Genomic DNA, 21,531 nt, shown 5'->3' on the forward strand with positions numbered 1-21,531 from the left:
AGCCGGAACCGGGCGGATATGCGAATTTCGACTACATCAATCGAATAACAACAATAAAAGCAGACTGTCCGTGCAGTCTGTTTTTTTGCAAATAAATTTACAATTCCTTAACAAAATGGCCAACAAATTAGATATACTGGGATTATTGTGAATATTTTGTAAATATGAATAAAGGAGTGCTTCCGTGTATACGGTCAAACTTGCCGCAGCCGGCTCCGAATCCAAAAGCCGAATTGGCTCCAAAGCATTGCAGCTGGCAAAACTTTCCGAGCTTCATGTCGCCGTTCCCGGAGGTTTTGTCGTTACCTCCGAGGCGCTCTCGCTATTTTTGACTCAAAATTCGCTGCTTTTCGGCCATATGGAGGATAATGTGGAGCAGCGGTTTTCGCGGGCCGCGCTGCCGGAGGAAGTGTGGCGAGAGGTGGCGTCCGCTTTTGAATGGTTGTATGAAGGTGAGTGTAACGACGCTCCGATCGCAGTAGCGGTTCGATCGTCCTCATCCGCCGAAGACTTGGAAGCGGCTTCATTTGCCGGACAATATGAGACGATACTGAATGTGACCAGTTTGGCTCATCTTATGGAAAGCTTAAAACGCTGCTGGGCTTCGTTATTTTCATCGAGAGTAAGAGCTTACGCCCTGCAGAACGATTTGAAATGGGACGCCGCCGGTCTTCCCATGGGAGTACTTGTCCAGCGTATGGTGCAGGCCGATGTGTCCGGCGTTATTTTCAGCATCAATCCAGTGACACAGAACCGGGATGAAATCGTCATTAACGCAAGTTATGGCTTGGGGGAAGCGGTCGTCTCCGGTCTCGTAACTCCCGATGCATTTTATGTGAACAAAACCGACGGTCATATCGTACGCGAGCTTGGTTTAAAAGAATTGAAGATTGTCGCTAAGGACAAAGAGACCGTCGAAGCGGAAACGACGGAAGAAGAGCAAAACCGCTTCTGTCTGAACGATGCGCAAATTACCGAATTGGTCAGGCAAACGACCGCCATCGAAGCTTTCTTCGCCCGCCCGGTCGATATCGAATTTGCGGTCAAGGACAGCCGCGTTTATATTTTGCAGGCCAGGCCTGTTACCGGTTAACCCGGGCGGGCCGGCTAAAAATCACTCAAGCCGGAGGCGAGGTATAAGGGATGCTGATTAAAGAATCGTTTCAAAACGAATTGATTCTGAGCGAGCAAGACAAACAGACGGGTTTTTGGGTGCAGGACGACGTTCATTTGGCTCACGCGTTAACTCCGCTGTTCGCATCGTTTATGGTGCCGGCGGTGACGGAAGGGACGAAGGCTGCATTTGCCAATATGAAGATGCCGCTCACCCAATTCCGCTTTAAACTGGCGGATAGCCGTGTGTATCAGCAAAACGTGCCGTTTCCGGGAGATTTTGAGGAGCGGCTCGAAGCTCACAAGGCGGCGGTTAAACCGCTGCTGCCGGTGCTAAAAGCACGTTTGCAGCGCATTGTCGACGAGGAACTTATGCCCTTTTATCATCGTTTGGATGCTTACCGCAGCATGAAGTTTGATGCTGCCGAGACCGCGGAGAAGATCAAGGAGCTTCACGATTTTTACAAGAGGGCATGGCAGCTGCACTTCGAAATCGTCATGCCCCGCACCGGTTTTATGGCGCTGGAGCAGCTGTATGCGCAGCTAACGGGGGAAACGGATACGACCGTCATATACGATCTGTTGTCCGGCGTCATGAATAAGTCGCTGGAAACGGATCGCGAGCTGTGGCTGTTGGCGGGATTGGCCAAACAATCGCGGGAGGTTGCTGCGTGTTTTGCGGAAGCGGACGGCTCCGGGTATATGGAGCGGCTTGCCTCCTGTGCGGAGGGAGCGGCTTTTCTGGAGAAGCTGCTGGGTGTATTGGACGTATATGGATACCGCTGCGCTAATTCTCACGAATTTTCCGACGAAACGTGGATAGAGAATCCGGAGCAAGCGCTGCGGATCATCACCTCCTATATGGGAAAGGACTATGATTTTGACGGTGAGTTTGCGCAAACGGTTGAGAAGCGTAAGGAGAGAACGGCAGAAGCGTACGCCAAATTGCCCGATGGCGAGCTGAAGCAAACGTTTGTCATGATGCATGAATGGGCGCTCGACTGCTGGGGGCTGGATGAAGATCATCATTTTTATATCGATGCGATGCTGCCGGCCAAATCTCGGCATTTTCTGCTCAGCGTCGGCGAATCGTTGGTTGAGCAAGGCGTGTTTTCGTCGCGGGAAGACATTTGCTATTTATATTTGGATGAACTGCTCGAGGCGATCGTTTCGCCGTCTTCGCTGCAGAGCATTGTCGACCAACGTAAAGCGGAGTATGAGGAGAATAAACGCAAGCAGGTGCCGCCATTCTACGGAACGCCGCCGCAAGGCGGGTTGGACCCGGCGCTGGAACGTATTTTTGGAGGGAAACCTCCGGAAATCGAAGAGAAGGAAATGACGTTTAAAGGTTACGCCGCTTCACAGGGCATCTATACGGGGACAGTTAAGGTTGTGCGTGGTCCTGAAGATTTTGTGAAGGTAAAGCAGGGCGATGTGTTGGTCTGCAAAACGACAACACCGCCATGGACGGTTTTATTTTCCGTTGTAGGCGCCATCGTTACCGACGCGGGAGGCATCTTATCGCACGCGGGAACCGTGGCGAGGGAGTATAAGCTGCCTGCGGTTGTGGGATGCAAGGTAGCGACGACCGTCTTGCAGGATGGCGATAAGGTGACGGTGGACGGGACGCAAGGAGTGGTGCATTTTGGCGAGCGCTAGCTACCGGCTGGTCATCGCTTCGATATTGACGGGGACCTTTCTGGTCCCCGTCAATTCTACGATGATCGCCGTCGGATTGCCGACCATTGCCGAAACCATCGGCGTTCCGTTGACACATGCCTCGTGGGTCGTTACGATCTACCTCATCGTAATGGCCGCCGTGCAGCCGATCGCAGGCAAAATGGGCGATCTTTTTGGCAGAAAGACGATGTTTCTGCTTGGTATTTCGTTTTTTTTGGCGGCTTCGGTTGCCTGCATGTTTTCACGCAATTTGCTTACGCTTGTCCTGTTTCGCGCCCTGCAGGCGATTGGAGGGGCTGTGGCGTCGCCAAACGCAAGTGCGCTGATCCGGGAAGTCGTTCCGAAGGAAAAGCTCGGCCCCGTATTCGGGACCTTCGGCTTGCTGATGGGACTTGGCGCGGCTATCGGGCCGCTGGTAGGGTCGCTTTTGATCGGCTTATGGGGATGGACCTCGATATTCTGGATCAATATTCCTTTTGCCGTTTTTAGTCTGCTCGCTGCCTACTGGTATTTGCCGGCAAGCCGAATAAACGCCGGTGCGTCGCTGGATATTAAGGGTTCTGTGTACTTGACTGCAAGTTTGACGGTACTCATTTTGGCGATTACGCATCCGGAATTCATGAATGTTTGGACCGCTATCCTGTTTGCAGCGACAGTTGGTTTATTTATCCGGCAGGAGCTGCGATGCAAAGAGCCGGTCATACAATTCAGCTTGTTCAAAAATATGGAATTCAGCAGCGCCAATGCTTCCATCCTGCTCAGCAATGCCGTGATGTACAGTACGATTCTGGTTATGCCGGTATGGCTGCAGAAGATGTACCATTTCTCCGTTCAAAATGTAGGAGTGCTGCTTTTTTTGTTCTCGGCGGCTATGTCGGCCAGCTCTTGGCTGGGCGGCTTGCTTACGCAAAAGCTGGGATCAAGGCGGCTCATCCTGCTGTCCTTCCTTGTTTCGGCGGTTGCCCTGCTAGGTTATTTGGGAATCTACCGCTATCCGGTGCAGCCTTATATTGCGGCCGTACTGCTGATCGGGGGAATTGGCGGAGGAATCGGTATGCCGTCGATGCAAACAGCCTCGCTGCAGTCAGTGCCGAAAACGATGTCGGGTGTCGCTTCGGGCATTTTTTCGACATCAAGATATATTGGCGGTATGATCGCATCCGTACTTGTCAGTTTGCTCGCCGATTCGCACTCGCTGTTTTACTCATTGCTTATTTTGGCCGTACTCGGGTTCCCTGCAGCAAGCGGTGCCGGGACTGCTGCCGGCAGAGCTGCAAGCGCAGAAAAACCGTCTGCATAAAAGAAAGTCCGTCCTATTCCATTGTAATTACGCTCAAATGTGCTAGTATGGTATGGAATACATGGAATTGCATGTGTGAATATTAAGGAAAATATGGATGGCAACAGACTTATGGAATCTTGGAAACGAAACTTATTGCTCTTATGGATCGGCTGTTTTATTACTTCGGCTAGCTTCTCGATGGTTATTCCTTTTTTACCGCTGTTTCTGCTTCATATCGGAGTCGACAAAAATATCGAGATGTGGTCGGGATTGCTGTTCAGCTCCGCGTTTTTTGCCGGGGCCATTTCTTCGCCGTTTTGGGGCGCAATGGGAGACAAGTACGGGCGCAAGCCGATGATTGTGCGCGCCGGCTTTGTCTTGTGTGTTATTTATTTGCTGACATCGCTTGTGACAAGCCCGTATCAGCTGCTTGTGCTGCGTGCAGGGCTTGCTCAGCGGGTTTATCCCAGGCTCGATTGCGTTGATCGGCACCAATACGCCGGAGCATAGAGTAGGTTACGCGATGTCGATGATGTCCACCTCAACGGCGACCGGCAGCATCATAGGTCCGCTGCTTGGCGGTGTGATCGCCAAACTATTCGACAACCGGATTGCATTTGCCAGTGCCGGCGTTTTTGTGCTGCTCAGCACGCTGCTTGTGCTGTTTTGGGTGACCGAAGAAAAATTCGTGCCGCGCAAGGGACGCATTTCGTTAGTCGGTTCCTTTGGTGTTGCTGCGAAAAATCGGCCGCTGCTGCTTGTGCTTGTAATCACGCTGCTTACCCAGCTGTCGGTGATGACGATCGAACCGGTGCTGCCGCTTTATATCGTCGAGCTTGGCGGTTCGGTCAAAAACGCATCGCTGCTAGCCGGAATTGTCTTTTCGCTAGTCGGAATTTCCGGCATTTTGTTTGCGCCGAGATGGGGAAGACTGGCGGATCGATTAGGTTTTGAGAAAATATTAATCATCGGCCTATTGGTTGGCGGCCTCGGCAATTTGGCGCAAATTCCGTTTCATAACATCTGGGGATTTTCCATCGTCCGGTTTATTTACGGAGCGTTTTTTTGTGCGGTATTTCCCGCATTAAACGGCCTGGTCGTTCGCTCGACACCGCAGGAGCAGCGCGGCACCGCGTTTGGCTTAAATCAGACCGCCAATCAAATTGGCGGCATGGCCGGCCCTTTGATCGGAGGCGCGGTAAGCGGGATATTTTCGATTCACGCTGTGTTTTGGATGACCGGATTGCTGCTGCTTGCCACTATGGCAGTTGCTTACGTTTCACGCCGTTTATTTTCGCGAGAGCATGTCGCAATTTCGGAATAGACCAATATCCTGTTTTGGCGGTAAAATAGAGGTTAAGCGCTTACTTCAACGGGGCTTCACGGTACAGCGCGGAGCGCTTCTATTTTAGCGAGACAGGGGACTTATATCATGACTTTTCCACTAATTACCGCACATACAGGGTGCATGAATACGCCGGCGAACTCTCTAGTGTCATTGGAAGCAGGGATTGCTGCCGGAGCGGACGTTCTGGAAGTGGACGTCGCTGCAACAAAGGAACCGGTTGCCGTGCTGCAGCACGATTTGGTTGTTGAATTGGCGGACCGCGGACGCTTCAAGCTGACGGAGATCGGATTTGAGGAACTCAAAAATTGCGACATCATCGATTCTCACGGCGGTGGCGTCAGCCGAATAACGCCGCTGGCCGAAATTTTGCCGATAGTCAAAAGAAGCGGCAAGCTGTTAAACCTCGATTTGAAGGACGATGCCTGCATTGCTCCGACATTTGAGCTGGTGATAAGCGAGGATATGCTGGACCAGGTGTTTTGTTCCGGAGCTGAGTCGCGGCGTGCCGCTTATTTGCAGCAACATTACCCTCAGCTGAAAAAACTGCTGAACGCCAGCGAGCAGCTGTTTTTGTTGCACGAAAGCGATTATATGGAAGCTGTACGAGTAACCTGTGAAGACGCGCTGGCTTCATGCTGCTTTGGCATCAACATCAAATACACATTGTGCCGGCCTGAATTGATCGCCCATGCCGCATCGCTCGGACTTCCGGTGTATGTATGGACCGTTAATGACGCCGATGAGATGAAACGTATGATGGAGCTTGGCGTCGCTTCCATCACGACCAAAAATGTGCCTGCGTTAGCCGAAATTTTGAAAAGCCGCGTACCGGAATAATTCGGCGGGTTGGGGCTTGCGTGGAAAAAATGGTTAAGCAGACCGCCTGTGTTTGCACGACTTATAAGGAAATGCTGCCGCACCGAGGTGCGGCAGCATTTTTTCGCAGGGAGCATAATTGACGGGCAAATGAACGTAAATCATCGGACTCGGAACATAAAGTTGTCTCTTATGAAATAATAATTCAATTTCTTAACAAAGCAAAGGCGGATCCCGGTGATTGCAGTTGATTCTCACTAATCACACACGCAAGCATGATTGATTCTTGCAGGCGGCTTTGTCTGATGTCACCCAAGTCAACAATCGTAGACCAGCCAAGATCTTTAAGCAACGATCTGACATGAACTTTGGATGTATGATCGTTCCCGGATATAAACATGACCGGTGAACCTTCTTTAAAATTCGGATGAATCATGATCTTGTCGCTGACCGTATTGAGTGTTTTTACAACCTGGCTTTCCGGCAGGAGTTCTTGGACGATTTCCCCTGCTGATGTATTGTCAAGGAGCAAACGTAGTCCGTTGTCGAAATGTACGGCATTGCTTACATCAACGACCGTTTTGTTTTTCAGATAGGCGGGATGAATGCTTTCAAGCACATCTTTCAAACAGGACCACGGGAGTGCGGCAATCATTATTTCGCCAAACTGTGCGGCTTCATCAAATGAGGTAACGTCTCCTGACTCGCCGATCTCTTGTTTCCAGGAAAAGTGTTTCGGATGATGGGGGTCCTGGCTGCTGATTAAAACACGATAACCTGCCTTGACTAATCCTTTTCCTAAAATTTTACCGACGTTTCCCGCTCCAAGAATTCCGATTTTCATTTACATCTTCTCCTCTCGAAAGTGATTATATGATCTTCACGGTTTGCGAACAATAAGGCACTTTTTCGTATCCGCACATGCGTTTATAATGTGGAGTGACATGGTTGGTGAAAATGGGGTGAGAGAATGCCTGTCCGACTCAATGAGTGCCCGGTAGAGCTTGTATTATCGATGCTGAGCGGGAGATGGAAAATTCCGATATACCGGTACTTGTATAAAAATAACAAACCTGTGCGTTACAGCGGTTTGCTGCAGCATCTGCCTGCTATATCCAAAAAAATGTTGACGGAACAGCTTCGAGAGCTTGAGCATGACGGGATTATTAACAGAACATCGTATCCAGAGCCTCGGCCAAAAGTGGAATATATGTTGACGCCATCAGGGAGATCCATGATTGTATTCCTCGATAAGATAAGCGAATGGGGCGAAAAATACATCTTATCGGATAAATAAGATTAATGCTTTCTAACGGGACATGTTTATTCAATAGAAAACAGCGGCGGACCAAGGCTTTATTTGCCAAGCCTGGCCGCCGCTGATTCGTACGCATAACCCGTTAAATCGGGTTTCTGAGTTCATTTTTACTGGAACCTGCACAGATGGATGAAGTCATCGTGGCGTTGCGGGGAAAAAGCAACGCCATCAACCTTTCTGGCGTTTGGCCGCAGCGCTTTTGCTTATTTCTTCGGTCACGACAATTGCGAGGTCCTCGTTGCCGAACAATGATAAAACGCCCAGCAAAGTCTGGTTGGGAATTGTCCCAGCTTCTTCTTTCGGAACCGTGAGTTCCAGCGTTTGCATTAAAGCTTCATTTGTATCCTGATCCGGATATGCCCGGCGGTACAGCTCGAGCGGATCGAGGTCGTGATTGACGCACCACTGGGCGAACACAAGAATCATCATATGCTCGTCCCGTTCGTAACCTCCTACAATTTGCTGTTCCATTTCTTTTCTGCTCATTGAAATATCCCTTTCTGCTGCGGTAAGATGGGTTTATTATATGAAAAACTTTTATTGAAGTCCATTCACGTAGAACCCAGGGGTATAAAACCTTGGGTCTTTTTTCTCCAGCAAACATCATGGGAAATGGGAAAAGTACAATTTGATGCCGTCACTAACATAAACTTTCATTTACTTTGGAGGAGAATAGAGGGGCTTGGCGAATATGGATTGTAAAATATAACTTGCAGGTGGTGCAGTTATGGTAGGCAAATACCCACTTCTTAAGGAACCCGATAAAACAATGTTTGTCTTTGAGAAAAGCGGCAAGTATTACGGTCATATCATTAAAAATAAGACGGATAAGAAACCTGCCAAGTTTGTGTTTGAAACACAAACCTTTGATTCGTTGGATGAGCTAAAAGCAGAATATCCAGAGCTAAAGGATTCGGCTAATTAACCTTTTATTATTGTCATAATGGTAGTATTTAGGTACGCCCGACGATTTTCTAGCGGTTACCTAATCCAATCCTTCTTATCAAGTTTATAATAATTATATTGTTTGTTATCAATCTCGATGATGGCTTGAAAGTTAAAACCGCATTTTTGTATTACCCTATTTGAAGGAGTGTTGTTTAACAGAGCAATAGCACTAAGCGTCTCAACATTCGTATTCTCAAATAAATAAGTAATCATTCCTTGTGAGGCTTGGGTTGTATAGCCTTTTCCTCTATGATCTTTTGAGATTGCATACATGATTTCCCGGTTCGGCGATGGTAATTCGTCCTTCAGCCCTGAGCAACACCAACCGATAAATTCTCCTGTCTCTTTCAAAATAATTCCCAATCGAAGGCGGAGATCGCCCATATCTTTACCTTTTGATACAGCATCCAGAAACCGTTTGTTCTCTGGAATTTCATAGTTGATAAACCAATCTTTTCGTTGCTCTTTCGATACGTTCCAGCCGGGCAAATATTCATGGATTTCCGGTTGCCAAGTGAGTGAATGAAAACTATTTAAATCAGCCATGATGAATTCTCTTAGAATCACATCCTTACAGTCAATCGTGAAAATGACTTTTTCTGAAACGGGACAATCGCCCATAGTACATTCCCTCCTCTAAAAAACATCAAGGAAAACCCGGAGTGGAGCGGGCTTCCAAAACATTGGTTCAACTATAACGAAAGATCAGGTGTATTCACAATGATAATCAACGAGAAAATTAAAGCGTCCGAGGTGCTTTTAACCGGAATCGACGGAGAGGAGCTGGGAATCGTCAAAACGGCCGATGCGCTGGCCATGGCCAGAAAGCTGAAGGTCGACCTTGTATGCATGTCGCTGTTGAGCAGCCCGCCGCCGTGCAGATTGATCGGAGCAGGCGCAGCCAAGCAAGAAGCGCAGCAAACCCGCCAACGCGAGGCGAAGGTGAAAGAAATCAGGCTCACCCCGCAGATCGAAGAGCATGATCTGGATACGAAGAAACAGATGGCCGAGCGGATTTTAAAATCCGGCGATGCGGTTCTGCTTGTCGTGCGCGTCCAAGGCAAGGAGGGAGCGCGGGCGAAAGAGCTGCTGGAATCGCTCGTTAAACAATTGGGCGGAAGTGGACGTCCGAAAACCGGCATTCAGTTGAGCGGTAAACAAGCCGCAGTGCAGCTTGACCCGCTGTAAACATATCTCGAGTTAGCCGCGCAGCTTCTGCTAGGCTACCGTGGTTGTCAGCAGGCACATCTGTCGGTTCCTTTTCATGAACCGGATCTGGCGATAATTGCAAATGGGGCCAGGTCTAGGTACAACCTAATGCAAACGCATTCAAATACCCGGGCTTGATTAGAGCGATTGGAAATCCGACAACAAGAAGCCGCGCCTGCTGCTTGTTCGGCCCCTTTTTGTATGCCGCCATACTACACCGCCACGCCATGCAGGCTTCAACTGCATGGCCCTTCGTTACAAAAGCCGAAATTCCATCCCTTCTTACACACATGACACTTTCTCTTATTTTATCGCAAAGTCCCCTTGCTGGGCCGCATCTTTACATTGCCCTCAAACATTGGCGTGCGGGTTCTGGGCGGTACGGTTTCTATGATTGGCCGCTATCCGCTTGGCAATAAACCGGGATAAAATCACAAGGAAACATACGGAACCAAGAATACGCGCTCCCCCGATCAAAAACATGCAAAGATCGTAGGATACAGTGGAAAAAAGCTGCATGCCCGCAATGGGGGCGAAAACGGCCGAAACCTGGGAAAGCGTCGTATAGGCCGCCAAAGCCTTCTGCCTGCCCTCGGACGGGGTCACCTCCAACAGCCGGTTAAACACGGCTTGCTGAAAACCGGCGGTAGCTACACCTCCGATAAAATCGTATAAATTCACCCAAATCATATTTGGCGCAAAAATCCAGCAAAAAGGGGTGAGCGCCAGCGAAAACGACGAATAAAATACGGTCCACGCCGTTCCTTTGCGGTCGGCGATGCGCGCCCACAGCCGGTAACCGATCAAGGCGCCGATAGCGCCGGCAATTGTATTGATGCTGATCATCGTATTGGTCGCGTGCAGCAAATCCACTTTGACCTTTAAATATACGGGCCAAGCCGCCTGCCAAGTAAAAGTAAAAACGATGGCGGCGATACAGAAAAGATAATACGGGGCGTTGACATTTAGTTTGTATGTCGAGATAAATCCCTTCCATAGCGAACGAAGAGGGGAATTGCCCCTGTCAGGTTGGGAACGATGTGTTCCGGCTCGACTTGGTTCGGTTTGACCGTTCGCTGTAATGGAGTTTGTTTGCTGATCTTCTTGTTGTTCTTCGCTGGGAATGCGCAGCTTGAGGAAATACCATACCTCGACCAGCGCTGCGAGGAAACCGATACTAAAAGCAAGCTGATACCCAAAAGGGTAAGGAAAGCGGTCTATGCCCCAGCCTGCGATAAATGCGACCACCATGCCGGTAAAACCCGTCCACAGATTTCTGCCGGAAAATACCTGGTTTCGGAACTCGCCGGGGATGATTTCGCCCATCATGGCCTGCCAAGCGACGGATATGATCATATTTGTCGCGCTGTACAAACCGACGAGCAGAATTAATGCCGACACTTGTGAAAATCCAAGCCAGGGAACGAATACTAATAAGAAATAAAAAAACCGGCACACCAAAATCGTGACGCCGACAATGCGTTTTTGTCTCCGAAACCGGGCCAGCACCAAAGAAGCGGGCAGCGTAAGCAGAATGGTCAGCAGTGCCGGGATGGAGGAAAGCAATGCGTAATCGCTGTTGGTAGCGCCCAATTGGGCGGCAAGCACGCCGATGAACGGATTGACAAAGTTAAACCCGATCGACCAGGCAATACCGTTCCACAAACTGTTCCGGATATTTTCACGGAGATACTTGTATTCGGTTTTCATTGGATGTTCACCCTGATGGCTGTGCCCAGATTTTTCCCTAACGACTATATTGTAGCGTATGCGGCTGTTCTCTCCAAGCGGTATTTTGCGATAACGGAAAGCTTTAGTCGGCGAATGGGGAGCAGAAAGTGAGTTCTATTGGTGGTCACATAAATTTCGAAGATAATATAACATTAACATTACATTAAAAACATAATTATTGACACTAATATCCAAAAAGCATATGATAACAATATAAATAACCGAAAGATTAAGTGAAATTTGGCTGGATTGTTCGTTTTTGTGTTATATATACTTACATTAATGTAAGTGGCAGAAAGGGGATTCGGGTATGGGCAATATGAAACAAACACCGTGCGCGCCTTATTCATTGGATGCTTTCTTCGATGAGATGTTCGGAGGAAGCCAGTCTGTCAGGCCGCATTACGAATCCGTCTACTCGCGGTTTTCCGGTATGGGGGACACGGAGCTTGCCGCGAAGCAGAAATCGATGGAACGCCGCATGATGGAGGAAGGCATCACCTTTACATTGTATAAGCCGGAGCAGATGTATCCGCTGGAGCGAACCATTCCGTTTGATCTGATTCCGCGCGTCATCTCCAGTGACGAATGGGCTTATCTCGAAAAGGGGCTTGAGCAAAGAGTGAAGGCGCTGAACCGGTTCGTACACGATGTGTATCACGATCAGAATATCGTGAGGGACGGTATCGTGCCTAGACGGATGATTGTGGCCAACTGTTATTTCAGACCGGAGATGGTGCGGGTTCAAGTGCCGGGCAATGCCTATATTACGACTTCAGGCATTGATTTAATACGTGACGTTTCCGGTGAATATTATGTATTGGAGGATAATTTGCGCTCTCCATCCGGCTTTTCTTATTTATTTAAGGGCAGGACCATTATGAATGAGCTGTTTCCGGAATTGAGCCTGACCAACTCCATTCGCGACGTCGACCACAGCTTGAACCGGTTTCTTACTACGCTCCGCAGTTTATCGCCCTCCGGTAAATCCGAGCCGGTGATCGCGCTGCTGACGCCGGGAGAATACAATTCCGCTTATTACGAACATGCTTTTCTCGCACAGCAAATGGGTATTCATCTGGTAGAGGGACGCGATCTTGTGGCGATGAATCACAAGATTTATATGCGCAGCTTAACCGGATTGAAACAAATCGACGTTTTATACCGCCGGATTGATGACGATTTTCTCGATCCGCTGGCATTTGACCCCAATTCGCTGCTTGGTGTCGCAGGGATTATGAATGCCTACCGCGCAGGTAACCTGGCGATCGCCAATGCTCCGGGAACCGGCGTTTCCGACGACAAAGCAATGTATATTTACGTTCCGGATATGATTCGTTACTATCTTGGCGAAGAGCCGATATTAAAAAATGTGCCGACTTACCTGCTTTCCCGGCCGGAAGAAAGAGAGTATGTGCTGGGCAGATTGCCGGAAATGGTAGTTAAAGAGACGTCGCTCTCCGGCGGCTACGGCATGTTGATCGGGCCAACTGCAACCGATGAGGAAATTGCCGCCTTCAAGCAGCAGATTTTACAGTATCCGGACCGTTATATCGCGCAGCCGACGGTGCAGCTTTCCAGGGCCCCAATTATGCAGCAGGGGAAGATGCAGCCCCGGCACATCGATTTAAGAGCATTTGTTCTGATGGGAGCTGACGAGTCGATTCACGTGATTCCGGGCGGATTGACCCGGGTGGCGATGAGAGAAGGCTCGCTTATCGTCAACTCTTCGCAAGGCGGCGGATGCAAGGATACGTGGGTGCTTGCTTGATGGTGAACATTGTTTTTATCATGGAAAGGGGCTGTGGTGACCATGTTAAATCGGAATGCGGAGGCGTTGTTTTGGGTTGGCCGATATATGGAGCGGGCCGAAAACCACGCAAGACTGATTAATGTCCATTACCATATTCAGCATGAGCTCGACTTCGACAATGCGGAGTTCAAATGGGCCAGGTTGATCGATGCACTTGGAGCGCGCGCGGAATACGAGGCGCAATTCGAATGTTTCACGCAAAAAGACGTATTGTCGTTTATAACGCTCGACCGCGGGTATCCCAACTCGCTGTTTTCCTGCGTCAGTCAAGCGCGCACGAACTTGCGGACGTTACGCGAAAAGCTGCCGAGCGAGCTATGGGAGTCGCTTAATGCTTTTTATTTGTGGCTTGGGGAGAAACAGGTGGACGATATATTAACCGAATCGCCGAATTTGTTCTACAAGCAGATCAAGGAACGGACGGCGATGTTTAACGGTATTCAGCAGTCCGTCATGCTGAGGGAAAGCGAATGGCACTTTATGGAAAGCGGCAAATATTTGGAACGGTCGGAGAATACGGTCCGCATCTTGCAGTCGGTTATGAATGCGATCGATGAAGATCAGGCGACGCCGTATCCTTATTTGGTGGCGGTGCTGAAATCGGTCAGCAGTTACCAGGCGTTCCGGAAATATTATGCCGATGGCGTTTCGGTTGAGCACATATTTGAGTTTTTGATCGGTAACTCGCTGTTCCCCCGTTCGATTCATTACTCGTTTACGCACCTTGCCCGTCATCTCGAAGAAATCGATTCGGCATCGCCTCCGTCCCGCAAGGAGAAGGTGTGCCGTCAAGCGGGTAAAATTAAAGCTGAGCTGGCCTGCCTGGAACGAGATGATATGTCCATTCCGCAGGTGAGTACACTGCTCGAAGGTTTGCTGAGCGATTGCGGCAAGCTGGGGAGGACGATGGCGGCCAACTTTTTTCAGCTGGAAGGGGCTACCGCATGAAACTCGAGATTCAGCATTCGACGCGTTACTTATACGAAGAACCGGCGGGGGACAGTGTCAATGAAATACGTTTGACTCCGCGGACCAACTACCGGCAATCCTGCTACCATTCCGAAGTGCTGATCGAGCCGGCCGCATCGATGTTTACTTACGAAGATTTTTTCGGCAACCGGGTACATTCATTCTCCATCAATCGCGAGCATCGTGAACTTGTCATCAAGACAAGTGCGGTTGTCGTTACGCAGGACAGCAACATTGCCAAGCTGCCCCGCGTATCGCTGGAGCGTCAATTGGAAATGCTGGAGGACGAAAAGCTGCAAAACCGTTACATCGAATATTTGCTGCCGACGCCGTATACGGACAATTCCTTGGTGGTGCGCGAATATGCCTCGCAGTATCCTTTTGGCGGGGACGGCATTTACGAATGGACGAAACTGCTGTCCGAAGGCATACACGGCGATTTTACGTACGATCCGTCGGCTACCGACGTTCATACGACGGTAGGCGAGACGCTGCGGCTGCGGCGCGGCGTTTGTCAGGATTACGCGCATCTGATGATCGCCGTATGCCGCAGCAAAGGCATTCCGGCACGTTATGTGAGCGGGTACCATTTTGTAGGCGATTTGCAGGGCGGCAGCGCCGACTTTGAGCAAGCTTCGCACGCATGGGTGGAAGTGCATATCCCCGGGACGGGATGGCTTGGCTTCGATCCGACGAACAAAGCCGAAATCGGCTGGCGATACGTTAAGTTGGGGCACGGCAGAGATTACCGCGACATCGTCCCGGTAAAAGGCGTATACCGTGGGACGAGCAAGCAGCGGCTCGAAGTCAAGGTCGATGTGCGCAGGCTGGAAGAATAGTGGTCCGCCGGCGATGACGAAGGGTGGGAAAACGGCGGATATTGGAGGCAGTCTCATAGGGTATAAAAACGGAACAGGAGAGCAAAACCGTGCATTTTGTGCACTGGGGATGTTCTCTTTTTTCGTTTTGGCGGTTCAGCGGCTGTTTATTACGTTAGTCCGGCTTGCGACGCTGCCGTTTGGCGGCAATTGCGGAAATTCGCACACGGGTGGGATGAACGCCCGTTTGAGTTTGGGCATAAGCAAACCATCCCGCAATAAGTCCGGGTAGGAAACGCTGTCGGACAAGCGGGATGGCAAATATGCTGTATATTGACGGTTGTTTATACGGGATGCAGCTTATTGCAGACGTGCCAGATAACCGGCAAGCTGATCGAATGTGCCGCCAAACCCTTGCTGCATCGAATCGAACATGCCTTTGAAGAAGTTGTGTTCTTCCTCGGAAGCGTTGATTGGACCTCCGCGCAAAGTGAGGATCGTTTTGCCGTTATCCTCCGTAAAGGTCAGCACATTTTGCACCTCTAACGGGAACTCGGTGCTGAAAGGCGCGCGGATAATATTGCCTTCAGCATTCGCGAAGGAGTTGACGAATACGATTTTTTCAGGCGGCGTAATTTCTTTATATTCGAAACGGCCCCACATTTCGAATCCTTCGGGAGATCGCATGTTATAATGGAAAAAGCCGCCCGGCCGAAAGTCGAGCTTCGCGTAGCTGATTTCCAAACCTGTCGGACCCCACCATTGCTTTAAATGTTCGACTTCAGACCATACCTTAAACACGAGGTCCCGCGGCGCGTTCAGCACTCTGGTATATACGAATTTGCCAGCTTCTGCATCTGCTGCTTGATGATTTGCTGCATTTGCTTCGGTCATGTTGATCCTCCGATCAATATTTGAAATTGTAGTGAATCATAAAATTAAGCGGTTTAGAGCAGAGTGTGCCGGTGAGCCGCGGGAATGTTGCCGGGAACTCCGCATTACTTTCCGGTTTTGTCGTTCTCCTGCTGCTGAAGCTTGTAGAGATAGGCCTCGAGATTATCGAATTTTTCCTCCCAAATGAGGCGGAAGGAATGAAGCCATTGGTCGAGTTCCTGAAGCGGCTCTGTCCGCAATTTGTAAATGCGTTTATTGGCGGCGGGCTGCATCTCGACAAGTCCGGCGTCGTTTAATACCTTCAGATGTTTGGAAGTTTGAGGCTGGCCCAGTTCAAGCTTGAAGGCGATCTCGCCGACGGGCAAAGGGCCGTCGCGCAGCAGCTCGACTATATCCAGCCGGTTTGGCTCCGCCAGAGCGCTTAATGTCATCACGTTCATATCTGTATCTACTCCAAGTTAAATTAACCCCATAATCGAAATATACTACATATGGAATATTCCTGTCAAGGAATATTCCAGGGGTGTATGAAAGTTCGAAATATGTCGCGGCGGCATGTGTAATTTATGGTGAAAAAGGAAACCAATACATGATGGAGGTGTTAGGATGATTAACGAATCCAATGAACGGATCGAACGTGATTCGATGGGTGAAATCAAAGTGTCCGCAGATAAAATGTGGGGTGCTCAGACTCAGCGCAGTTTGGAGCATTTCAAAATCAGCGGCGACAAAATGCCAATTGAGGTAGTGCATGCGCTGGCGCTGCTGAAAAAGTGTGCGGCTCTGGCCAATCTGGGACTTGGAAAAATCGACAAGACCAAAGCGGAAGCGATCGAAGCGGCAGCGGACGAAGTGCTGCAGGGCACATGGGACGAGCATTTTCCGCTTGTCGTATGGCAGACCGGCAGCGGCACGCAAACAAACATGAACGTCAACGAGGTGATTGCCCGCCGCGCCAATCAATTGTTGGAAGCGGGAGGCAGCGAGCTGCGCGTTCATCCGAACGATGACGTTAATAAGTCGCAAAGCTCCAACGATACATTCCCGACCGCGATGCATATCGCCGCCGTTACGATGCTGGAGGATCGGCTGCTGCCTCCATTGGAGCATTTGACGATGACGTTGCGTGCCAAAGAGCAGGCGTTTGCCGATATTGTCAAAGTCGGAAGAACCCATCTGCAGGATGCGACGCCGTTAACGCTGGGACAAGAGATCGGCGGCTGGCGCGCCATGCTGGAGATGACCGAGGGAATGATTAGGCAGACGGTCGAGAAGCTGCGCGAGCTTGCCGTAGGCGGCACGGCCGTCGGCACAGGATTAAACGCTCATCCCGAATTTGGCGCCAGAACGGCGGAAGAAATCAGCCAAGCGACAGGCAAATCTTTTGTTACCGCTGAAAATAAGTTCCACGCGCTGACCAGCCACGACCAGCTTGTCTTTGCGCACGGCGCACTTAAGGCGCTGGCCGCCGACCTGATGAAAATCGCCAACGACGTGCGTTTTTTGGCGAGCGGACCACGCAGCGGCATCGGCGAAATTACAATTCCTGAAAATGAACCGGGCAGCTCGATTATGCCGGGTAAGGTGAATCCTACGCAATCCGAAGCGCTGACGATGGTCGCTTGCCAGGTGTTTGGCGCGGATGCGGCGATTGGTTTTGCCGCGAGCCAAGGCAACTTTCAGCTGAACGTATTCAAACCCGTCATTATTTACAACTTCTTGCACTCCGTCCGGCTGCTTGCGGATGCGATGGATTCGTTCGATCGGCACTGCGCCCAAGGGATCGAACCGAATTTCGCCGTGATTCGGCGCAATGTGGAGCAATCGTTGATGCTGGTCACGGCGCTGAATCCGCACATCGGTTACGAAAATGCGGCGAAAATCGCCAAGCTGGCGCATAAGGAAGGCATTACCTTAAAAGAGGCGGCGCTGCGCACCGGGCTGCTTACCGCCGAGCAATTCGACGCTTTCGTCAAACCGGAGGACATGATCGCTCCCCGCGCTTGATCCAAACGGTTTACCGAGCGATTCAGTGCGCGCTTGCCGCGTTAAGAAACGCTCCGATTTTCAAATGAAAGGACCGCAGATTCCACGGCAAAGTGGAGACTGCGGTCCTTTTCTCAAAAAAGTACCATGACCATTGTGGCCAAGACACAATCTTAAGCGGATGCGTTGGTTTCTTTTTTGAAAGACGGCGCGTATTTGCGCAAAGAAGTGACGATAGCGGCTGCGGCCAGCGCTTTGATTGCATCGGGAATCAAGTATGGGTAGCAGCCGGAAGCAAGCGCCTTTTCCATGGAAATGTGCAGCACATGCGCAAGCCACGGCACACCGGTAACGTAGAGCAGCAGGGAAGCAATCTCCATGACAAGAAACATCGCGATAAAGGTAAACGCTTTGCCGCCTTTAATCCGCTCCGCAGCGAAGCCGATCACAAAGCTCATCACGGGAAACATCCAAATAAAACCGCCGGTAGCGCCAAACACAAGCGGAATTCCTCCTTGGCCGTGCAGCAGCGGCAGACCGATCAGCGTTAAAACAACAACGGCGGCAATGCTGTAAAAACCGTAGCGCGCTCCCAGCATGCCTCCCGCAAGCATCAACGCGAACCCTTCCAGCGTCACCGGTACAGGCGAGAAACCCAATGTAATTTTTACAAAACTCAATACAATAAACAAAGCGGCAAAAAGGGCGGAATATACGATACCACGCAATCGATAAGAAGTCATTGACTCATCTCCGTTCAAATGTTAACCTGATATTGTCGATGTAGGTTAACAATTGGCATTATAACATACTATGGGTGAAAGTAAATGGTTTTTACGAATGATTTGCAGTTGTCCGAACTGACAGTACATATTGGCGGGGAAAATGCGGTTCCCGCTTTGCAGCATCTTTCCTTAAGTATATCGCCAGGCGAATATATCGGCATTGTCGGTCCTAACGGCAGCGGTAAATCAACGCTGATCCGCGTCCTGGCGGGGCTGCTTACGGTAAACCGGGACATTTGCCGGCGGGGCTTTTTCGGCAGCAAGCCGCTGCCCTATGTGATGCAGCATCCGGGGGAACAGCTTTTTGGCGAAACGCCGTGGGAAGATGTCGTCTTTGCTTTGGAGCAGCAGGGCGAAGATCCGCAACGGATTGTTGGGCTCGCCGCGCAAATGCTGGGGCGGGTTGGTTTAGCCGATGCAATGCATGCCCGGATAGAGAGTTTGTCGGGAGGGCAAAAGCAGCTTGCCGCCGTCGCCGGATGTCTTGCTATAGATGCGCCGGTCATGTTGTTCGACGAAGCTTGCTCGATGCTGGATCCTGAGTCGCGGCGGCAAGTTCTGGAAGCGGCGCGGCGTGAGCACCAGAGCGGGAAAACGGTGGTTTGGTCGACACAGCACATGGAGGAAGTAACGCAGTGCAGCCGGATTATCGGACTTCAGGCGGGAACGATTGTGTTTGACGGCCCGCCTGAGATATTTTTCTATGGGTCCTCCGATGGGAGAAGCAGCGGAGACACCCCATGCCGATTGCTTGGTTTCGAGCCGCCTTATCCGGTGCGCGTTGCGCAGGAACTGCTGAACCTTGGCGCACAGCTTCCGACGCTTCCGCTGACGAAAGAGCAACTGGCGGAGGCGGTTAGTGGATCATGACTAAAGATATAATTGTATCCGGCTTAAGCGTAAATATGGGGAGCAAGCCGGTGCTTTCTTCGGTAGAACACCGCTTTGCCGCAGGCGAGATTACGCTGGTACTGGGGCGCAACGGCTCGGGCAAATCGACTCTGCTTGAGGCGCTTTCCGGCCTGCGCAAGCCTGCGGCGGGTCAAGTGTTATATGGAACTGAGCCGCTGTGGCCGGGAAGAAAACCCGATGTGCGTGTGTTGTTGCAAAGCGGTACCGCATTCCAGTTTCCTGAAGAACAATTTTTTGCGGCCACGGTGAGAGAAGAATTTCAATATACGCTGCGGCCTTATCGCTTTAGAGCGGATGAGATCGAGCCAAAAGCGGTTCAGGCGCTTGAGACGGCGGGAGGACATGCGGATTGGCTGATCCGTGATCCGTATCAATTCAGCGGCGGGCAAAAGCGCAGAATCGCTTCGGCGCTGCTCGCCGCCGCTAATCCTGACTGGCTGCTGCTGGACGAACCGACGGCGGGGCTCGATGCCGAAGGTGTAAAGCTTTTGTGCGCCATGCTGTCGGCGCAAAAGCAGCGCGGCAAAGGAGTGGTCGTTGTTACGCACGACCCGGAGCTGCTGCTTTCCGTAGCGGATCGAATCGCGCTGATCGCGAATCGGACGATCGCGTGGAGTGGCACGCTGGGCGATTGGTATGCTCATCCGGAGCCAACCTGCGCCGCAGGGCTGGAGATGCCCGAAAGCTGCCGGACCGCCCGACTGCTGCAAAGCAAGGGATGGGCGCTGGCCGAAGCGGAGACCGACCCGCGTCAGGTTGCCCTTGCGCTGCTGGCACAGTCGCCAACGCTAGCGCCAGGCGGCGTGGCTGTGGTGAGCGGCGCCGAGTCGCCCGAACCGGGGCACAACCGGGTGTCGCTCGCAGCGGTTCAGCCCGAGGTTGCCGAACTGGCGGGGAAGAGGGTCAGCGAGTCGCCCGAGCCGAGGCCTAGCCCAGCGCCGCTCGCAATGGCTCAGTCCGAGCCCACAGCGAATTCGGCTGGCCCGACTGCAAAAGCCGCGCCTTTCGCCCAGTGGTTGTCGTACCGCGATCCGCGTGCGCTGTGGGTGTCTTATGCGCTGATCTCCGCTGGCCTGCTGCTTCAAAACCATTGGCTCGGCTGGCTGCTTGGAGCCGCTCTAACGGCGCTGCTGCTGATCGTTTCGCGCACGGCGCTGGCCGTCTGGCTTCAACCGCTCAAAGGTTTTGCGTTTATGATTGCGCTTGCGTTTGTTGTTTCCGGATTCGCCTACGATCAGGGGCGGCTCGGTTTCAATTGGAACCAAGCGGCAACGACTTTTTTTCAGCTCAGCCTGCTGGTGATGGCGATGCTGCTTGGCCTGGCGCTGCTGCGTCTCGGAAGTCCGCTTAAGCTGCAGCGCGCGCTGGAGCAAATGCTGCAGCCGCTGAAGCGAATCGGCTTTCCAGTCGAAGCGTTTGCTTTGACCGCGGCGCTGATCGTCCGCTTTATCCCGCTGCTGCATAATGAATGGCGGCGCTTCGCAAAGCTGGCCGCTGTTCGGGCCAAGCTCCCGGTGCGCGAGGGCACGGTACCGTTGCGGCTGCTTCGCGCCACGGCGGTCCCGTTTCTATTGTCGTTATTGCGGATCGGCGAACGGATGACGGCGGCGCTGGAAGCAAAAGGCGTGGCCCGTCAGGAAACAAGCCGGACCCTATCATTCCGGCTGAAATTCACAATATCGGACGGATATGCCATCGCCGCGGCGCTGATCCTTTTTGTTATTTTGCTTTTTATGTCCCGCATCCCAATATAAATCGCTTCGCTTGTGCATACAAACTATCGATAACACCGGTTTCTAGCGAATCGGTGTTATTTTCTGTCTTGATTCATGTAACCAAAAGCCGGGAAATACGTTAAAGAAAAGAAGTGTTGCTTCAAAAATAATGGGCATGAGCGCGGTTGATCTCG

20 protein-coding genes and 1 pseudogene are annotated in these 21,531 nt (G+C 51.2%); 14 read left to right on the top strand and 7 right to left on the bottom strand.

Translation table 11 applies throughout. The annotated features are described in order from the left end of the window. Positions 1-184: 184 nt before the first annotated feature. From EYB31_RS29230 to EYB31_RS29250, 5 genes and pseudogenes are all read left to right on the top strand, one after another. A complete protein-coding gene (locus EYB31_RS29230; RefSeq protein WP_131017022.1) occupies positions 185-1,093 on the top strand; it encodes a PEP/pyruvate-binding domain-containing protein in 909 nt (302 codons plus the stop codon). A gap of 50 nt (positions 1,094-1,143) precedes the next feature. Then, positions 1,144-2,772 carry a PEP-utilizing enzyme gene (locus tag EYB31_RS29235; protein ID WP_131017023.1) on the top strand — a complete coding sequence of 543 codons (1,629 nt, stop codon included), beginning with the start codon at positions 1,144-1,146 and terminating at the stop codon, positions 2,770-2,772. Continuing rightward, the gene (locus EYB31_RS29240) at positions 2,759-4,093 is read left to right on the top strand and encodes an MFS transporter (RefSeq protein WP_240762985.1); all 1,335 of its coding nucleotides are present in this window, start codon (positions 2,759-2,761) and stop codon (positions 4,091-4,093) included. The genes EYB31_RS29235 and EYB31_RS29240 overlap by 14 nt, the downstream gene beginning before the upstream one ends. Positions 4,094-4,204: 111 nt before the next feature. Further along, a pseudogene (locus tag EYB31_RS29245) lies at positions 4,205-5,399 on the top strand (MFS transporter). 108 nt (positions 5,400-5,507) lie between these two features. After that, entirely contained in the window at positions 5,508-6,260 is a 753-nt protein-coding gene (locus EYB31_RS29250) for a glycerophosphodiester phosphodiesterase (protein WP_131017024.1), read from the top strand. 184 nt (positions 6,261-6,444) lie between these two features. On the opposite strand, the gene EYB31_RS29255 is transcribed toward EYB31_RS29250, so the two are convergent. Next, positions 6,445-7,083, bottom strand: coding sequence for an NADPH-dependent F420 reductase (locus EYB31_RS29255; protein ID WP_131017025.1), 639 nt, complete (start codon positions 7,081-7,083; stop codon positions 6,445-6,447). A gap of 126 nt (positions 7,084-7,209) precedes the next feature. Here EYB31_RS29255 and EYB31_RS29260 point away from each other — a divergent pair, with 126 nt between their 5' ends. Further along, positions 7,210-7,536: a winged helix-turn-helix transcriptional regulator gene (locus EYB31_RS29260; protein ID WP_131017026.1), complete on the top strand. Its 327-nt coding sequence runs from the start codon at positions 7,210-7,212 to the stop codon at positions 7,534-7,536. Positions 7,537-7,725: 189 nt separating this feature from the next. Here EYB31_RS29260 and EYB31_RS29265 read toward each other — a convergent pair whose 3' ends face one another. Continuing rightward, complete coding sequence (locus EYB31_RS29265; protein ID WP_131017027.1) at positions 7,726-8,043, bottom strand: hypothetical protein; 318 nt, start codon at positions 8,041-8,043, stop codon at positions 7,726-7,728. A 241-nt stretch (positions 8,044-8,284) separates the two neighbouring features. On the opposite strand from EYB31_RS29265, the gene EYB31_RS29270 reads away from it, so the two are divergent. After that, positions 8,285-8,482: a hypothetical protein gene (locus tag EYB31_RS29270; RefSeq protein WP_131017028.1), complete on the top strand. Its 198-nt coding sequence runs from the start codon at positions 8,285-8,287 to the stop codon at positions 8,480-8,482. Positions 8,483-8,538: 56 nt separating this feature from the next. Here EYB31_RS29270 and EYB31_RS29275 read toward each other — a convergent pair whose 3' ends face one another. Continuing rightward, positions 8,539-9,126, bottom strand: coding sequence for a GNAT family N-acetyltransferase (locus tag EYB31_RS29275; RefSeq protein ID WP_131017029.1), 588 nt, complete (start codon positions 9,124-9,126; stop codon positions 8,539-8,541). A 99-nt stretch (positions 9,127-9,225) separates the two neighbouring features. Between EYB31_RS29275 and infC the strand changes: the two genes are divergently transcribed. Further along, positions 9,226-9,693 (top strand): translation initiation factor IF-3, encoded by a 468-nt coding sequence (gene infC, locus EYB31_RS29280; protein WP_131017030.1) that lies wholly within the window; start codon positions 9,226-9,228, stop codon positions 9,691-9,693. 372 nt (positions 9,694-10,065) lie between these two features. Here the strand turns inward: infC and EYB31_RS29285 are convergent, their stop codons facing one another. Further along, on the bottom strand, positions 10,066-11,424 hold the full coding sequence (locus EYB31_RS29285; RefSeq protein WP_131017031.1) for an MFS transporter: 1,359 nt from the start codon (positions 11,422-11,424) through the stop codon (positions 10,066-10,068). 331 nt (positions 11,425-11,755) lie between these two features. Between EYB31_RS29285 and EYB31_RS29290 the strand changes: the two genes are divergently transcribed. Genes EYB31_RS29290 through EYB31_RS29300 form a run of 3 tightly spaced genes read left to right on the top strand, consistent with a single transcriptional unit; the run spans position 11,756 to position 15,066 of the window. Continuing rightward, entirely contained in the window at positions 11,756-13,216 is a 1,461-nt protein-coding gene (locus tag EYB31_RS29290; protein ID WP_131017032.1) for a circularly permuted type 2 ATP-grasp protein, read from the top strand. A gap of 42 nt (positions 13,217-13,258) precedes the next feature. Next, the gene (locus EYB31_RS29295) at positions 13,259-14,206 is read left to right on the top strand and encodes an alpha-E domain-containing protein (RefSeq protein WP_131017033.1); all 948 of its coding nucleotides are present in this window, start codon (positions 13,259-13,261) and stop codon (positions 14,204-14,206) included. Continuing rightward, entirely contained in the window at positions 14,203-15,066 is an 864-nt protein-coding gene (locus EYB31_RS29300) for a transglutaminase family protein (RefSeq protein ID WP_131017034.1), read from the top strand. Before EYB31_RS29295 ends, EYB31_RS29300 begins: the two co-directional genes overlap by 4 nt. Positions 15,067-15,405: 339 nt before the next feature. Here EYB31_RS29300 and EYB31_RS29305 read toward each other — a convergent pair whose 3' ends face one another. Together EYB31_RS29305 and EYB31_RS29310 are read right to left on the bottom strand one after the other, a co-directional pair. Then, positions 15,406-15,939: an SRPBCC family protein gene (locus tag EYB31_RS29305; RefSeq protein ID WP_131017035.1), complete on the bottom strand. Its 534-nt coding sequence runs from the start codon at positions 15,937-15,939 to the stop codon at positions 15,406-15,408. A 104-nt stretch (positions 15,940-16,043) separates the two neighbouring features. Continuing rightward, complete coding sequence (locus tag EYB31_RS29310; RefSeq protein ID WP_131017036.1) at positions 16,044-16,379, bottom strand: ArsR/SmtB family transcription factor; 336 nt, start codon at positions 16,377-16,379, stop codon at positions 16,044-16,046. Between the two features lie 166 nt (positions 16,380-16,545). On the opposite strand from EYB31_RS29310, the gene fumC reads away from it, so the two are divergent. Continuing rightward, positions 16,546-17,946, top strand: coding sequence for a class II fumarate hydratase (fumC, locus tag EYB31_RS29315; RefSeq protein ID WP_131017037.1), 1,401 nt, complete (start codon positions 16,546-16,548; stop codon positions 17,944-17,946). Between the two features lie 152 nt (positions 17,947-18,098). Here the strand turns inward: fumC and EYB31_RS29320 are convergent, their stop codons facing one another. Next, entirely contained in the window at positions 18,099-18,668 is a 570-nt protein-coding gene (locus EYB31_RS29320) for a biotin transporter BioY (protein ID WP_131017038.1), read from the bottom strand. Between the two features lie 84 nt (positions 18,669-18,752). Between EYB31_RS29320 and EYB31_RS29325 the strand changes: the two genes are divergently transcribed. Together EYB31_RS29325 and EYB31_RS29330 are read left to right on the top strand one after the other, a co-directional pair. Next, positions 18,753-19,580, top strand: a complete 828-nt coding sequence (locus EYB31_RS29325) for an energy-coupling factor ABC transporter ATP-binding protein (RefSeq protein ID WP_131017039.1) — start codon at positions 18,753-18,755, stop codon at positions 19,578-19,580. Then, complete coding sequence (locus tag EYB31_RS29330; RefSeq protein WP_131017040.1) at positions 19,577-21,376, top strand: ATP-binding cassette domain-containing protein; 1,800 nt, start codon at positions 19,577-19,579, stop codon at positions 21,374-21,376. Before EYB31_RS29325 ends, EYB31_RS29330 begins: the two co-directional genes overlap by 4 nt. Positions 21,377-21,531 lie beyond the last annotated feature (155 nt).

This window comes from Paenibacillus thalictri (assembly GCF_004307995.1).
In the GTDB taxonomy this organism is placed as follows: domain Bacteria; phylum Bacillota; class Bacilli; order Paenibacillales; family NBRC-103111; genus Paenibacillus_AF; species Paenibacillus_AF thalictri.

Bases quoted from the DNA above. Each gene is read 5' to 3' on its own strand.
- EYB31_RS29260 (WP_131017026.1), top strand. From the start codon at position 7,210: ATGCCTGTCCGACTCAATGAGTGCCCGGTAGAGCTTGTATTATCGATG.
- EYB31_RS29325 (WP_131017039.1), top strand. From the start codon at position 18,753: ATGGTTTTTACGAATGATTTGCAGTTGTCCGAACTGACAGTACATATT.
- EYB31_RS29305 (WP_131017035.1), bottom strand. From the start codon at position 15,939: ATGACCGAAGCAAATGCAGCAAATCATCAAGCAGCAGATGCAGAAGCT.
- EYB31_RS29290 (WP_131017032.1), top strand. From the start codon at position 11,756: ATGGGCAATATGAAACAAACACCGTGCGCGCCTTATTCATTGGATGCT.
- EYB31_RS29330 (WP_131017040.1), top strand. From the start codon at position 19,577: ATGACTAAAGATATAATTGTATCCGGCTTAAGCGTAAATATGGGGAGC.
- EYB31_RS29295 (WP_131017033.1), top strand. From the start codon at position 13,259: ATGTTAAATCGGAATGCGGAGGCGTTGTTTTGGGTTGGCCGATATATG.
- EYB31_RS29320 (WP_131017038.1), bottom strand. From the start codon at position 18,668: ATGACTTCTTATCGATTGCGTGGTATCGTATATTCCGCCCTTTTTGCC.
- EYB31_RS29255 (WP_131017025.1), bottom strand. From the start codon at position 7,083: ATGAAAATCGGAATTCTTGGAGCGGGAAACGTCGGTAAAATTTTAGGA.
- EYB31_RS29285 (WP_131017031.1), bottom strand. From the start codon at position 11,424: ATGAAAACCGAATACAAGTATCTCCGTGAAAATATCCGGAACAGTTTG.
- EYB31_RS29300 (WP_131017034.1), top strand. From the start codon at position 14,203: ATGAAACTCGAGATTCAGCATTCGACGCGTTACTTATACGAAGAACCG.
- EYB31_RS29235 (WP_131017023.1), top strand. From the start codon at position 1,144: ATGCTGATTAAAGAATCGTTTCAAAACGAATTGATTCTGAGCGAGCAA.
- EYB31_RS29310 (WP_131017036.1), bottom strand. From the start codon at position 16,379: ATGAACGTGATGACATTAAGCGCTCTGGCGGAGCCAAACCGGCTGGAT.
- EYB31_RS29275 (WP_131017029.1), bottom strand. From the start codon at position 9,126: ATGGGCGATTGTCCCGTTTCAGAAAAAGTCATTTTCACGATTGACTGT.
- EYB31_RS29270 (WP_131017028.1), top strand. From the start codon at position 8,285: ATGGTAGGCAAATACCCACTTCTTAAGGAACCCGATAAAACAATGTTT.
- EYB31_RS29250 (WP_131017024.1), top strand. From the start codon at position 5,508: ATGACTTTTCCACTAATTACCGCACATACAGGGTGCATGAATACGCCG.
- infC (WP_131017030.1), top strand. From the start codon at position 9,226: ATGATAATCAACGAGAAAATTAAAGCGTCCGAGGTGCTTTTAACCGGA.
- EYB31_RS29265 (WP_131017027.1), bottom strand. From the start codon at position 8,043: ATGAGCAGAAAAGAAATGGAACAGCAAATTGTAGGAGGTTACGAACGG.
- fumC (WP_131017037.1), top strand. From the start codon at position 16,546: ATGATTAACGAATCCAATGAACGGATCGAACGTGATTCGATGGGTGAA.